General features: G+C 73.1%; 14 protein-coding genes. 9 read left to right on the top strand and 5 right to left on the bottom strand.

Translation table 11 applies throughout. The features are described 5' to 3' along the window. Nucleotides 1-14 precede the first annotated feature (14 nt). Together VKK44_RS00680 and mshA are read right to left on the bottom strand one after the other, a co-directional pair. A complete protein-coding gene (locus VKK44_RS00680; RefSeq protein ID WP_343444873.1) occupies nt 15-548 on the bottom strand; it encodes a type III secretion system chaperone family protein in 534 nt (177 codons plus the stop codon). A 44-nt stretch (nt 549-592) separates the two neighbouring features. Beyond that, entirely contained in the window at nt 593-1,954 is a 1,362-nt protein-coding gene (mshA, locus tag VKK44_RS00675) for a D-inositol-3-phosphate glycosyltransferase (RefSeq protein WP_343444872.1), read from the bottom strand. Between the two features lie 171 nt (nt 1,955-2,125). Between mshA and VKK44_RS00670 the strand changes: the two genes are divergently transcribed. Together VKK44_RS00670 and VKK44_RS00665 are read left to right on the top strand one after the other, a co-directional pair. After that, nucleotides 2,126-2,890: an SDR family oxidoreductase gene (locus tag VKK44_RS00670; RefSeq protein ID WP_343444871.1), complete on the top strand. Its 765-nt coding sequence runs from the start codon at nt 2,126-2,128 to the stop codon at nt 2,888-2,890. Then, the gene (locus tag VKK44_RS00665) at nt 2,890-3,672 is read left to right on the top strand and encodes a class I SAM-dependent methyltransferase (RefSeq protein ID WP_343444870.1); all 783 of its coding nucleotides are present in this window, start codon (nt 2,890-2,892) and stop codon (nt 3,670-3,672) included. The genes VKK44_RS00670 and VKK44_RS00665 overlap by 1 nt, the downstream gene beginning before the upstream one ends. Nucleotides 3,673-3,833: 161 nt before the next feature. Here VKK44_RS00665 and VKK44_RS00660 read toward each other — a convergent pair whose 3' ends face one another. Beyond that, nucleotides 3,834-4,931 carry a UDP-N-acetylmuramate dehydrogenase gene (locus tag VKK44_RS00660; protein ID WP_343444869.1) on the bottom strand — a complete coding sequence of 366 codons (1,098 nt, stop codon included), beginning with the start codon at nt 4,929-4,931 and terminating at the stop codon, nt 3,834-3,836. Between the two features lie 70 nt (nt 4,932-5,001). On the opposite strand from VKK44_RS00660, the gene VKK44_RS00655 reads away from it, so the two are divergent. The 7 genes from VKK44_RS00655 (at nt 5,002) to VKK44_RS00625 (ending at nt 12,522) form a co-directional block, all read left to right on the top strand. Further along, nucleotides 5,002-5,757, top strand: coding sequence for a maleylpyruvate isomerase family mycothiol-dependent enzyme (locus VKK44_RS00655; protein ID WP_343444868.1), 756 nt, complete (start codon nt 5,002-5,004; stop codon nt 5,755-5,757). Between the two features lie 179 nt (nt 5,758-5,936). Further along, entirely contained in the window at nt 5,937-7,244 is a 1,308-nt protein-coding gene (locus VKK44_RS00650; protein ID WP_343444867.1) for an ABC transporter substrate-binding protein, read from the top strand. Nucleotides 7,245-7,312: 68 nt separating this feature from the next. Continuing rightward, nucleotides 7,313-8,302, top strand: a complete 990-nt coding sequence (locus VKK44_RS00645) for a carbohydrate ABC transporter permease (RefSeq protein WP_343444866.1) — start codon at nt 7,313-7,315, stop codon at nt 8,300-8,302. Beyond that, a complete protein-coding gene (locus VKK44_RS00640) occupies nt 8,299-9,132 on the top strand; it encodes a carbohydrate ABC transporter permease (RefSeq protein WP_343444865.1) in 834 nt (277 codons plus the stop codon). Before VKK44_RS00645 ends, VKK44_RS00640 begins: the two co-directional genes overlap by 4 nt. Beyond that, nucleotides 9,129-10,496 carry a GH1 family beta-glucosidase gene (locus tag VKK44_RS00635; protein ID WP_343444864.1) on the top strand — a complete coding sequence of 456 codons (1,368 nt, stop codon included), beginning with the start codon at nt 9,129-9,131 and terminating at the stop codon, nt 10,494-10,496. Before VKK44_RS00640 ends, VKK44_RS00635 begins: the two co-directional genes overlap by 4 nt. Nucleotides 10,497-10,515: 19 nt before the next feature. Beyond that, nucleotides 10,516-11,523, top strand: a complete 1,008-nt coding sequence (locus VKK44_RS00630; protein ID WP_343444863.1) for a LacI family DNA-binding transcriptional regulator — start codon at nt 10,516-10,518, stop codon at nt 11,521-11,523. A 93-nt stretch (nt 11,524-11,616) separates the two neighbouring features. Continuing rightward, nucleotides 11,617-12,522: a GNAT family N-acetyltransferase gene (locus VKK44_RS00625; protein ID WP_343444862.1), complete on the top strand. Its 906-nt coding sequence runs from the start codon at nt 11,617-11,619 to the stop codon at nt 12,520-12,522. On the opposite strand, the gene VKK44_RS00620 is transcribed toward VKK44_RS00625, so the two are convergent. Both VKK44_RS00620 and VKK44_RS00615 read right to left on the bottom strand, forming a co-directional pair. Beyond that, on the bottom strand, nt 12,515-13,036 hold the full coding sequence (locus tag VKK44_RS00620; protein ID WP_343444860.1) for an O-acetyl-ADP-ribose deacetylase: 522 nt from the start codon (nt 13,034-13,036) through the stop codon (nt 12,515-12,517). The genes VKK44_RS00625 and VKK44_RS00620 overlap by 8 nt on opposite strands. Nucleotides 13,037-13,062: 26 nt before the next feature. Beyond that, nucleotides 13,063-13,854, bottom strand: coding sequence for an EI24 domain-containing protein (locus VKK44_RS00615; RefSeq protein WP_343444859.1), 792 nt, complete (start codon nt 13,852-13,854; stop codon nt 13,063-13,065). Nucleotides 13,855-13,925: the final 71 nt, after the last annotated feature.

The following is a 13,925-nucleotide window of genomic DNA, read 5'->3' as shown; positions in this document are numbered from 1 at the left end:
GTGCGGCATACCCGTCAGGCGGCCCCTGAACCTCCGGCGGCCGGGCCGGACGGGTTCGACGGCTCGAAGAGGTGGGCGAACGCGGCCAGGTTGGCTGTCGACTCGCCGCGCTTCACCCGCCACTCCCACTCCCGGCGGATGGCGGTCCCGAAGCCGATCTCCAGCATGTTGTCGAACGACTCGTCGGCGTAGGTCAGCACGGCACCGAACAGGCGGTCCAGCTCGTCGGCGTCGATCCCGGCCAGGTTCACCCGGCCGGTCAGGTAGACGTCGCCGACCGCGTCGATGGAGAACGAGACGCCGTACATCCGCGCGTTGCGCTGCAACAGCCAGGCCCACAGCTCCTCGCGGCGCTCGTCGGGCTGGCGCATCACGAACGCCTCGACCCGCAACGCGTGCTCGCCGACGATCAGGTTGCAGATCGTCTTGAGCTTGTGGGTGCCCGGCAGCGTCACCGCGTACGACGCCTCGCCGGTGGACTCCCACTCCAGCTCGCGCTCCGCGCAGACGGCCTCGATCAGCGCGGCGATCTCACTCGTACGGCTCATCGCGCCCACTCTACGGTCGGCGGACCCCGGTCGCCCGGCGACGGTCACCAGGAGCAACAGAGCGCCGGGTCGCCGAGCCGGCCGGCCAGCCGGGCCCGGTGCTCGGTGATCGCCTCGCCGTAGACCGCGAGCAGCCCGGAGACGGTCCGGTGCCAGGAGAAGTCGCGGGCGTGCTGCTCGGCGCCCCGGGCCAGCACGGCGCGACGCCTCCGCTCGGGAAGCAGGCGGGCCAGGGCGCCGGCCCAGTCGACCGGGTCGTGACCGTCGATGAGCATCCCGCTGACGCCGTCGCGTACCGCGGTGACCAGGCCGCCCACGGCGGCGGCCAGCACCGGCGTCCCGCAGGCCTGCGCCTCCAGCGCGACCAGCCCGAACGACTCGTTGTGCGACGGCACCGCGACCAGGTCGGCCGCGCGGTAGAGCGCGGGCAGGTCGTCGCCGGTGCGCGGCGGCAGGAAGCGGACCCGGTCGGCCACGCCGAGCGAGTGGGCCAGTTCCATCAGCGCGGTGGGCCGGTCCAGCCCGCTGCCGCTGGGGCCGCCGCAGATCACCACCGTCAACTCCTCGGCGAGCGCGGGGTCCCGTTCGCGCAGCGCGGCGACGGCACGGACCAGCACGTCCGGGGCCTTGAGCGGCTGGATGCGGCCGACGAACGCGACCACGTAGCCGTGTACCGGCAGACCGAGCCGGCGACGCGCGGCGCGGGCCGCGGCCTCCCGGTCACCGTGCGCGGGGCGGAACCGGTCCAGGTCCACGCCGGGCTCCACCACGGCCACCCGGTCGGGGTCGGCCGCGTACCTGTCGAGCAGGTCGCGGGCCTCCACCCGGGTGTTGGCGACCAGTCGGTCCGCCTCCGCGACCACCTGCTCCTCGCCGATCACCCGGGCCTTCGGCTCCGGCCGGTCGCCGGCCGCGAGCCGGGCGTTCTTGACCTTCGCCAGCGTGTGGGCGGTGTGCACCAGCGGGACGCCCCAACGCTCCTTGGCCAGCCAGCCGACCTGGCCGGAGAGCCAGTAGTGCGAGTGGATCAGGTCGTAGTGGCCGGGCGGGCGGGCCGCCTCGGCCCGCAGCACGCCGGCGGTGAACGCGCAGAGCTGTCCCGGCAGCTCCTCCTTGGTCAGCCCCTCCAACGGCCCGGCGGTGACGTGCCGGACGGTCACCCCGGGCGCCATCTCGACCACCGGGGGCAGGTCACCGGCGGTGGCCCGGGTGAAGATCTCCACCTCGACGTCGGCCTCGGCCAGCCGCCGGGCGACCTCCAGGATGTAGACGTTCATGCCGCCCGCGTCGCCCGTGCCGGGCTGGTGCAGCGGCGAGGTGTGCACCGAGAGGGTGGCGATGCGGCGCGGCCGGGGCCACGGCAGGGCTCCTCGTTGACGACCCACACCGGTGTGCAACTCCGCCACGTCCGCTCCCTCTGTCACGGTTGATGCCGTCCCGCACGACCGGCGCCTCTCGGTCAACCCGTACGCCGGGTGTCATCTTCCCCATCGGGGTTCGGAAATGCCTGCCGCGGGTTCCCGGGCGTGACGGACCTCATCACGGCGTGGACCGCGACGGCGGGGGACAATGACCGGATGACCTCAGTCGCCATCGTCACCGGAGCGTCCAGCGGGATCGGCGCGGCCACCGCCCGCCGGCTGGCCGCCGAGGGTTTCCACGTGCTGGCCGCGGCGCGGCGTACCGACCGGTTGGCCGCGCTGGTCACCGAGATCGAGGCGGCCGGCGGCACGGCCACCGCGGTGGCGTGCGACGTGACCTCGGACGAATCCGTCGCCGGCCTGGCCGCCGCCGCGGACGCCGCGCCCGGGCCGGTCACGCTGCTGGTGAACAACGCCGGCGGTGCACGCGGCCTGGACCCGGTCGAGACCGCCGACGTCGGCGACTGGCAGTGGATGTACGACGTCAACGTGCTCGGCACGCTGCGGGTCACCAAGGCGCTGCTGCCCGCGCTGGAGCGCTCCGGCGCCGGCACGGTGGTGATCGTCAGCTCGACCGCCGGGCACGTCGTCTACGAGGGCGGCGGCGGCTACACGGCGGCCAAGCACGCGCAGACCGCGATCGCCGGCACGCTCCGCCTGGAGCTGTGCGGCCGGCCGGTCCGGGTGGTCGAGATCGACCCGGGCATGGTGCGGACCGAGGAGTTCGGCCTGGTGCGGTTCGGCGGGGACGCGGAGCGCGCCGAGGCGGTCTACGCCGGCGTGGCCGAGCCGCTGGTCGCCGACGACGTGGCCGACTGCGTGGCCTGGTGCGCGACCCGACCGCACCACGTCAACGTCGACCGGCTCGTGGTCCGCCCGCTGGCCCAGGCCGCGCAGCACAAGGTGCACCGGACGCCCTGATGGAGCGTCCGCTCGGGGTGGTCACCCGGGGCACGACGAACCCGAACCGGCTCCGACGGGTGGACAACTGGATCGTCGGGACCTGCGGCGACGCGCTCCGCGCCGCCGCCGACCCGCTGGTGGTGGACCTCGGCTACGGCGCCACCCCGGTCACCCCTGTGGAACTGCGGGCCCGGCTCGCGACCGGCGTCCGCGCGGACGTGCGGGTGGTCGGGCTGGAGATCGATCCGGTACGCGTCGCCGCCGCCCGGCCGGCCGCGGACCCGCCCGGGCTGACGTTCGCCCGGGGCGGCTTCGAGCTGGCCGGGCTGCGTCCCGCCCTGGTGCGGGCGTGCAACGTGCTGCGCCAGTACGACGAGAGCGAGGTCGTCGACGCCTGGCGGACGGTCACCGGGCGGCTGGCGCCGGGCGGGCTGCTGGTCGAGGGGACCTGTGACGAGCTGGGCCGGCTCGGCGCCTGGGTGCTGCTGGACGCCACCGGCCCGCGCACGCTCACGCTGGCCGCGAAGCTGACCACGCTGTCGAGCCCGGCGACGCTGGCCGAGCGGCTGCCGAAGGCGCTGATCCACCGCAACGTGCCCGGGGAACGCGTGCACGAGCTGTTCGGCGCGCTGGAGCACGCGTGGCGCTCCGCCGCCGGCTACGCCCCGTTCGGCCCCCGCCAGCGCTGGCTGCGCACGGTGGCGGCCCTGAAGGAGGCCGGCTGGCCCGTCCAGGACCGCCCCGCCGCCTGGCGGCACGGCTACCTGACCCTCCCCTGGCCCGCCGTAGCCCCCACCTGACCCCCGCCCCGCCCCGCCCCGCCCCGCCCCGCCCCGCCCCGCCCCGCCCCGCCCCAGCGATCTTGCAGTTGCCGCCCCCGGAACGGGGCATTAGCGATGATTGTCCGGGCCAAAAGTGCAAGATCGACGGGCGGGGGCGGGGGCGGGGGCGGGGCGGGGGGTCAGATGGTGCAGTTGACCAGGACGGGCTCGGGGTGGAGGGGGACGCCGAAGCGGGCGTGCACGCCGTCGCGGATCTCCCGGGCCAGCGCCACCAGCGCGGCGGTGCTGGCGGTGCCGGACCGGTTGGTGAGCGCCAGCGTGTGCTTGGTCGAGATGGCGACGCCCTCCCGGCCGGCGTACCCCTTGCCGAAGCCGGCCCGCTCGATCAACCAGGCCGCGCTGACCTTCACCACGTCACCGGCGCCCGGCCAGGCCGGCGGCTCGCCCACGCCCAGCTCGGTCGCGCGTGCCCGGAGCAGCTCGTACGCCTCGCGGTCGAGCACCGGGTTGGTGAAGAACGAGCCGACCGACCAGGTGTCCGGGTCGGTCGCGTCGAGCACCATGCCCTTGCCGGCGCGCAGTCGGCGCACGGTGGCCCGGGCGTCGGCCAGTGGCGCCCGGTCCCCCACCTCGACGCCGAGCGCACGGGCCAGCTCCGCGTAGCGGATCGGCCCGGAGAGCGGTGAGCGGGTGAGCCGGAAGTCGACCGAGAGCACCACCCAGCGGTCGCTGTACTTGAAGATGCTGCCCCGGTAGGCGAAGCCGCAGTCGGCCGCCGGGATCCGGACCACCTCGCGGTGGGTGCGGTCGTACGCCTCGACCGCGACGATCGTGTCGGCGACCTCCTGGCCGTACGCGCCGACGTTCTGGATCGGCGTCGCGCCGGTCGAGCCGGGGATGCCGGAGAGGCACTCCAGTCCGGCCCAGCCGCGCTCGACGGTGGCCGCGACGAGGTCGTCCCACGGCTCGCCGGCGGCGACGCGTACGGTGACGGTGTCGCCGTGCTCGGCGACGACCGTGAGGCCCCGGGAGCGGACGAGCACGACGGTGCCGGGGAAGCCCTGGTCGCCGATCACCACGTTGCTGCCGCCGGCCAGCACCAGCACGGCCTGCTCGCGGGCCTCCGCCTCCCGCACCTTGCGCACCATCGCGGCGGCGTCGCGGGCGATCTCCAGCCGGCCGGCCGGGCCGCCGAGCCGCAGCGTGGTGTAGTGCGCCAGGGTGGCCGGATCGGTCGGTCCGGCGGCGGTCGTCGGTTCGGCGTAGACGTCTGGCACGCCTTTCACCCTAGGCTGAGGGGTAGCCGCGGCACCCACTGGTGGCCCGGTCACCCCCGGGAGGATGGCGATGAGCAGACTGCACCACACGAAGGACTTCTGGATCGGCGCGTTGCGGACGGAGGGGCCCGCGTTCGCCGCGGCGGTCACGGAGGCGCCTCCCGAGACACCCGTGCTGTCCTGTCCCGGCTGGACGGTCACCGATCTCGCTCATCACCTGAGCCGCGTCTACCTCTGGGTGGGCACCGTGCTGACCGCCGGCGGCACCGGCCGTCCCGAGCGGCACGAAGCGGAGCCGCCGGCCGGGCTCACCCCGGCCCAGTGGTACGCCCAGGAGTACGAGCGGCTCACCGCGCTCCTGGAGGGGCTGGACCCGGAGGCGCCGGCGTGGAACTTCGCGCCCCAGCCGAAGAAGGCAGGTTTCTGGCCACGCCGGGTGGCGCACGAGACGGCGGTGCACCGCTGGGACGCCCAGCTCGCCATCGGTGCGGGCGACCCGATCGAGGCCAAGCTCGCGTCCGACGGGGTGAGCGAGGTGCTGGACACCTGGTTGCCGGCGGGCCGGCGGATCCGGTCCGGCCAGTGGCACGGGGTGGTCCAGTTGACCGCGACCGACGCCGCGCAGGAGTGGTACCTGCGGTTGCGGGGCGAGGGGGTCGCGCTGCTGGACACCGCGACGATCCTCGACCACGACGACCACCGGGCGCGGGCGCAGGTGACCGGCACGGCCAGTGATCTGCTGCTGGCGCTGATGGGCCGGATCAGCTTCGACACGCTGGGCGTGGCCGGTGACCGCAGCCTGCTGGACGGTCTTCGGGTGGGCTGACACAGCACCCGATATCGGGCGGAGAGGGGCGGTGACCGCCCCTCTCCGCTTTTTTCGGACGCTCTGAGAGCGCTCTCTTGACAGGCGTCGGGGCCGACCAGCAGGCTGTCGTGAGAGCGCTCTCTAAGTACCGGAACCGCCTTCCACCACCCGTTACGACCCCGAGAGGTCAGGACAGCATGCTCACCTTCACGCGCCGTCGACTGGCGGCGGTGGCCCTCGTCGCCGCCACCGCACTGCTCGGCACCACCGGCTGCGGTGGCGGCGACGAGCCCGCCGCCGACGGGCCGGTCACGCTCACCGTCGACGTCTTCGGCCAGTTCGGCTACGCGGACCTCTACCAGGAGTACATGGCCAGCCACCCCGACGTGAAGATCGTCGAGCGGGGCACCGGCAGCAACCTCGACGAGTACTCGCCGAAGCTCACCCAGTGGCTCGCCGCCGGCAAGGGCGCCGGCGACGTGGTCGCCATCGAGGAGGGGCTGCTGGTCGAGTACAAGGCCAACCCGCAGAACTTCGTCAACCTGCTCGACCACGGCGCGGCCGACCTGAAGGGCAACTTCCTCGACTGGAAGTGGAACCAGGGGCTCACCGCCGACGGCAAGCAGCTCATCGGTCTCGGCACCGACGTCGGCGGCATGGCCATGTGCTACCGCAAGGACCTGTTCGCCAAGGCCGGCCTGCCCACCGACCGGGAGGCCGTGTCCAGGCTGTGGCCCACCTGGCAGGACTACGTCAAGGTCGGTGAGCAGTTCACCGCGAAGAAGACCGGCGCCGCGTTCCTCGACGCCGCCACGAACACGTTCAACACCATCCTGCTCCAGACCGCCGGCAACGCCAGCGGCTACAGCTACTACGACACCAGCAACAACCTGGTCGTGGGCAGCAACCCGGCGGTGCGGCAGGCGTACGACACCACCATGGACATCATCGACTCCGGCCTCTCCGGCAAGTACGGCTCCTGGTCGGAGGAGTGGGTCTCCGCGTTCAAGCAGTCGAAGTTCGCCACCATCGCCTGCCCGGCGTGGATGACCGGGGTGATCGAGGGCAACGCCGGCCCGGCCGCCAAGGGCAAGTGGGACATCGCCCAGATCCCCGGCAACGGCGGCAACTGGGGCGGCTCCTTCCTCGCCGTGCCGAAGCAGAGCAAGCACCAGGCCGAGGCGATCGAGCTGGCCAAGTTCCTGACCAGCGCGAAGGGCCAGATCGGCGCGTTCAAGCTCAAGGGCCCGCTGCCCTCGTCCCCGCAGGCGCTGACCGACCCGGCGATCGTCGACTCGAAGAACGCCTACTTCTCCGAGGCCCCGGTCGGCAAGATCTTCGCCGAGGGCGCCAAGAACCTGAAGCCGGTCTACATGGGCCCGAAGAACCAGGCCGTGCGCACCGAGGTGGAGAACGCCGTGCGCACCGTGGAGCTGGGCAAGCGCTCCCCGCAGCAGGGCTGGACCGATGCGGTCGCCAACGCCGAGAAGGCCGCCGCCAAGTAACCCGAGCAGTGCGTGCGGGCGGTCCCGGCGACGGGTGCCGCCCGTACGGCGGAAAGGAGTTCCGGGTCATGGCAGTCCAGCTCGACGCCCGCCCGCCGGTCGCACCGGCCCCCCGCAGCACCCGCCCCGTCCGGGGCGTCCGGCTCAGCCGGTTCGACACGAAATACTCGCCGTACCTCTACATCGCCCCGTTCTTCCTGCTCTTCGGCGTCTTCGGGGCCTACCCGCTGGCGTACACGTTCTGGGTCTCGCTGCACGACTGGGACCTGCTCGGCGCGGAGCACCCGTTCATCGGCCTCGACAACTACAGCCAGCTCCTCGCCGACCCGGACTTCTGGCACTCCGTGGTCAACACGCTGGGCATCTTCGTCATCTCCACGGTCCCGCAGCTCCTGGCCGCGCTCTGGCTGGCCAACCTGCTCAACCGCCAGCTCCGGGCCCGCACCACGTGGCGGATGGCGGTGCTGGTCCCGAACGTCACCTCGACCGCCGCGGTGGCGATCGTGTTCGCGGTGCTGTTCGGCCGCGAGTTCGGCATGATCAACTGGCTGCTCGACCACGTCGGCGTGAGCGCGATCGACTGGAAGGCCAACAGGTTCGCCGCCTGGGTCGCCATCTCCACCATGGTCGACTGGCGGTGGACCGGCTACAACGCGCTGATCTTCCTGGCCGCCATGCAGGCCATCCCGCGCGACCTGTACGAGTCGGCGTCGATCGACGGCGCCGGCCGGGCCCGGCAGTTCTGGTCCATCACCGTGCCGCTGCTCAAGCCCACCATCATCTTCGCGGTCATCATCTCCACCATCGGCGGCCTCCAACTCTTCACCGAGCCGCGGATGTTCAACTCCGGCACCAACGCGATCCGCGGCGGGCCACTGCGCGAGTCACAGACGGTGACCATGTACATGTTCGAGAACGCGTTCGCGCCGCACTACAACTTCGGTTACGGCTCCGCCATCGCCTGGCTGCTCTTCGCGCTGATCGCGGTGGTCGCGGCGATCAACGTCCTGCTCCTGCGCCGGCTCGGCGGCGGCTCCCGCAAGGAGGTCTCCCGATGACCCGCGTCTGGTCGGCCAGCCGGCTCACCTACCTGGCACTGGCGCTGTCGGCGCTGCTGTCGATCTTCCCGATCTACTGGATGTTCGTGGTGGCCAGCCGCACCAGCGACGCGATGGGTCAGGTCCCGCCGCCGCTGACCCCCGGCGGCAACCTCGGCGCCAACATCGCCCGGCTGTTCGACAACACCGACGCGTACTTCCTCACCGGGCTGATCAACTCGACGATCGTGGCCGTCACGGTGACCGTCTCGGTGGTCTTCTTCGCCACGCTGGCCGGGTTCGCGTTCGCCAAGCTGCGCTTCCGAGGGCGCAACGCGCTGCTGCTGGTCATCGTCGCCACCATGATGGTGCCCACCCAGCTCGGCGTGATCCCGCTCTACCTGCTGATGACGAAGCTGAACTGGAACGACCGGCTGCCGGCGGTCATCGTGCCGGCGCTGGTCACCGGCTTCGGCGTGTTCATGATGCGGCAGTACGCCGGCCAGGCGGTCAGCACCGAGCTGATCGAGGCGGCCCGGATGGACGGCTGCAACACCGCCCGGATCTACTGGAACGTGGTGCTGCCCGCGCTCCGCCCGGCCGCCGCCGTACTCGGCCTGCTCACGTTCATGACCACCTGGAACGACTTCCTGTGGCCGTACGCGGTGCTCAACGACCCGGAGAACCCCACCGTGCAGTTGTCGCTGCGGGCCCTCTCCGACGGGTACTACCAGGACATGTCGCAGGTGTTCACCGGCACGGCCATCGCCACGTTGCCGCTGCTGCTGGTCTTCGTCCTGTTCGGCCGCCAGATCATCGGCGGGATCATGGAAGGTGCGGTGAAGGCATGAGTGAGCTGCGTTTCCCGGAGGGCTTCGTCTGGGGGGCGGCCACCGCCGCGTACCAGATCGAGGGTGCCGCCCGGGAGGACGGCCGCGGCCCGTCGATCTGGGACACCTTCAGCCGTACGCCGGGCGCGGTGCACTCCGGCCACACCGGCGACGTGGCCTGCGACCACTACCACCGGTACGCCGAGGACGTCGCGCTGATGGCCGAGCTGGGGTTGCGCGCGTACCGGTTCTCGGTGGCCTGGCCGCGGATCCAGCCGGACGGCACCGGCCCGGTCGAGCCGCGCGGGCTGGCCTTCTACGACCGGCTCACCGACGCGCTGCTGGCGCGGGGCATCGACCCGATCGTCACGCTCTACCACTGGGACCTGCCGCAGTCGCTGGAGGACCGGGGCGGCTGGACCGTCCGGGAGACCGCCGAACACTTCGCCGAGTACGCGGTCGCGGTGCACCGCTGCCTCGGCGACCGGGTCCGCACCTGGACCACCCTGAACGAGCCGTGGTGCTCGGCGTACCTCGGCTACGGCAACGGGGTGCACGCGCCGGGCCGGCAGGACGCCGGGGACGCGTTCCGGGCCGTACACCATCTGCTGCTCGGCCACGGCCTGGCCGCGCGGGCGCTGCGCGCGGCCGGCGCGGAGACGCTCGGGATCACGCTCAACCTGGCCGACGTGCAACCGGCGGACGCCGGCAGCGCCGCCGACGCCGAGGCGGTACGACTCGTCGACGGCCTGCACAACCGGATCTTCCTGGACCCGCTGACCGGCGCCGGCTACCCGGAGGACGTGCTGGCGCACGTCAACCGGATCGTCCCGACGGACTTCGTCCGGGACGGCGACGAGAAGATCATCGCCGCGCCGCTGGACCTGCTCGGCCTGAACTACTACTCCCCCACCTACGTCGCCGGACGGGCGGACGGCGCGGGCAGCGGCGCGTACCCGGGCACCACCGGCGCGGTCGAGTTCCTGCCGGCGACCGGGACGCTCACCGACATGGGCTGGTCGATCGAGCCGGCCGGGCTCACCCGGCTGCTGGAACGGGTGGCCGCCGACCACCCCGGGCTGCCGCTGATGATCACCGAGAACGGCGGCGCGTTCCCGGACAGCACCCGGGACTCCTCCGGCCGGGTCGCCGACGCCGACCGGACCGACTACCTGGACGGCCACCTGCGCGCCGCGCACCAGGCCATCGCCCGCGGGGTCGACCTGCGCGGCTATCTCGTATGGTCGTTGCTGGACAACTTCGAATGGGCCGAGGGTTACCGGAAGCGGTTCGGGATCGTCCACGTCGACTACCTGACCCAGCGGCGCACACCCAAGCAGAGCGCCCGCTGGTACCAGGAGGTGATCGCCCGGAACGGGCTGTGACGAGGTGGTGGTAACGGGGATGACGACGGCACAACGGCCGACCCTGGAGGCGGTGGCCCGGCGGGCCGGCGTCTCCCGGGCCACGGTCTCCCGGGTGGTCAACGGCTCGACCACGGTCGCCGAGTCGATCCAGCAGGCGGTGCGTCGGGCGGTCGAGGAACTCGGGTACGTCCCGAACCTCGCCGCCCGCAGCCTGGTCACCCAGCGCACCGACTCGGTGGCGCTGGTCATGCCCGAGGCGGCCACCCGGGTCTTCTCCGACGACCAGGTCTTCCCCGGCATCATCCGGGGCGCCGCGCAGGAACTGGAGGCGGCCGACAAGCAGCTCGTGCTGATGCTGGCCGGCTCGCCGGCCGGGCACGAACGCGTCGAGCGGTACACCACCGGGCGGCACGTCGACGGCGTGCTCTTCGCCTCGCTGCACGGCGAGGACCCGCTGCCCGGCCGGCTGGCCCGGCTCGGCATCCCGGTGGTGTGCAGCGGCCGGCCGCTCGACGCCGCCGACGTGCCGTACGTGGACGTGGACCACGAGGGCGGCGTCACCCGGGCGGTGGAGCACCTCATCGCGACCGGCCGGCGGCGGATCGCCACCATCGCCGGGCCGCAGGACATGGTCGCCGGCATCGAGCGGCTGATCGGCTACCGGGCCGCGCTCACCGCCGCGGGGCTTCCCGAGCTGGTCGCGTACGGCGACTTCACCCGGGAGTCCGGCACCGCCGCGATGCGTGAGCTGCTCGCCGCCGACCCGGAGCTGGACGCGGTGTTCGCCGCCTCCGACCTGATGGCGCACGCGGCCCTGCGGGCGCTGCGCGAGGCCGGGCGGCGGGTGCCCGAGGACGTCGCGGTGATCGGGTTCGACGACATCGAGACGGCCGCGTACACCGAGCCGCCGCTGACCACCGTGCGGCAGCCGATAGTGGAGCTGGGTCGGACGATGACCCGGCAACTGCTGCGCATCGCCGCCGGTGAGCACGTCGAGCAGGCGCTGATGCTCCCCACGGAACTCATCCTGCGCGATTCCGCGTAAGGCGGGGCCCCCGGTTAACGCATTCGGCAGCGGAGGGGGCCCCGCTCAACAAACCGGTCGCGGCATCGACGCGGGGTGGCTAGCGTCGCGCGGATGAGTGAAGCCGTGATCCGTCGCGCTCTCGTCGACGACGCGCCCGCCGTGGTGGCGCTGCGCAAGCTGGTCTTCCCCTACCTGGTGCGGGGCGTCGAGTCGACCCGCCGGATGATCGGCCATCCGCCGCCCGGCGAGGACTGGGCAGCCTGGGTCGCCGAGGCGGACGGGCAGGTGGTCGGCTGGGCGTCGGCGTACCGCAACACGCAGACCTCGACGCCCGGGGTGGGCGAGGTCTCCACGCTGCACGTCCACCCGGACCATCGCGGCCAAGGCGCCGGCACCGCGCTGCTCGACACCGCGCTCGACCACCTGCGGACGCTCGGCTCGACGCGAGTGCTCGGCCACGCCCGCACCGACTCGCTGCCGTTCGCGCAGCGGCACGGCTTCACGCCCAGCCGGGAACTGCGCTACTCCGCGCTCGACCTGCGCACCGCTCCGCCGATGCCGGAGCCGCCGCCGGGCGTACGGCTGCTGCCGGCCGCCGGCCTCGACCCGCGCCGGGTCCACCGGGTGGACGCCGAGGCGTCCCGGGACGAGCCGGGGGACGTGCCGACGGACGCGCTCGACTACGACCTCTGGCGCCACGAGTGCTGGGAGAACCTCGGGCTGGACCGGGAGGCCAGCACCGTCGCCGAGATCGACGGTGAGCTGGTCGCGTTGAGCCTGGTGAAGCGCGACGGCCACCGGATGTGGTCGGACTTCACCGGCACGCTGCCCGCGTACCGGGGGCGGGGGTTGGCCCGGCTGACCAAGCAGGCCGCGCTGCACGCCGCCGCGGCGCGCGGGGTGCGGGCCGCGTACACCTCGAACGACGAGGCGAACGCGCCGATGCTGGCGATCAACGCGGCGCTCGGCTACCGGCCGGTGGACAGCCAGTGGTCGTGCCGGCGCACGCTCAGCTGAACCGCCCGGCGGCGACCCGCGCCGCGGTCGCGTACGTGTCCGCGCCGAACAGCACCAGCCGCGCCTCGACCAGGTGCGCCGGGCTGGCCGCGTGCAGCACGGTCAGCGCCTGCGCGACCGCGTCCTCGACCGGCCAGCCGTAGATCCCGGCCGAGATCAGCGGGAACGCGATCCGGGTCGCGCCCAGCTCGTCGGCGACGCGGAGGCTGTTGGCGTAGCAGTCCCGCAGCGACGCCGAGCGGTCCTCGCGCGGCGAGAAGACCGGCCCGACGGTGTGCACCACCCAGCGCGCCGGCAGGTCACCCGCCGTGGTGGCGACCGCCTGCCCGGTCGGCAGCCCTCGCCCGTAGCGGGAGGCGCGCAGCGCCTCGCACTCGGCCAGGATCGCCTGCCCGCCGCGCCGGTGGATCGCGCCGTCCACGCCCCCGCCGCCGAGCAGCGACGAGTTCGCCGCGTTGACGATCGCGTCGACCTGCTGGGCGGTGATGTCGCCCTGGATCAGCACCGTGTCCATGGTGTCAGCGCTCCTCGTTCATGGTGTCAGCGCTCCTCGACGTGCTGGCCCAGCGACCGGCGGGTCAGCAGGGCGGCCCCGGCGACGGCGGCCGGCATGACCAGCACCGCGCCGAGCGGGATCAGGAAACACAGGAAGACCGCCACCCCGAAGCCCAGCGCGGTCGGCCGGTCCGCCCGTAGCTTCGACCGCCGGTCCGGCAGCCGCATCCCGCGCCGCTGGAACGGCGCGCCGACCAGCTCCAACGCCAGGAACCAACCCCCCACCAGGGCGCCGACCACCGGCACCACCGTCTGCCCCACCAGCGGGATGAAACCGGCCACGAAGAGGGGTACGCCGACCAGCGCGGAGATGGCCACCAGGCGCAACGAGTCGGCGATGCTGCGCCGCATGGAGGCCCAGAACGGCACGTCCACCTGGCCCGGGGTGCCGCCGAGGCGGTCCTCGACCCGCTCGGAGATGGCCTCGTAGAACGGGTCGCCGACGGCCAGCGTGACAGCGGTGAACGTGAGCACCCCGACCAGTGCGGCCACCCCGACGACGGCCAGCCCGGCGGCCACCCGCAGCAGCCCGCGCGCGGTCGACGACCAGCCGTCCGCGAACGGGGTGAGCCAGGCCGCCAGGTCGTCCACGAAGTACAGCAGGGTGGCGAAGAGGGCCAGGTAGAGCACGCCGGAGATGAGCGCCGGCACCACACCGAGCAGCATCAGTTTCGGGCTGCGGACGTACATGCCGAAGCCACGCAGCAGCAGGCCGACGCCGCCGAGGAAGCGGGTCACCGCGCCGGTGACGGGCGCGACGGTACGGGAGGCGTTCACGACGGCACAGCCTAGTGGGCCGCCGCGCGCGCCGCCCGGGCGTGAGGAGGGGCCCTCTCCAATCCGTGTGC

The sequence above is a fragment of the Micromonospora sp. DSM 45708 genome (assembly GCF_039566955.1).
In the GTDB taxonomy this organism is placed as follows: domain Bacteria; phylum Actinomycetota; class Actinomycetes; order Mycobacteriales; family Micromonosporaceae; genus Micromonospora.
The sequence above is the reverse complement of the archived record's forward strand: the minus strand, read 5'-3'. Positions and strand labels throughout refer to the sequence as shown.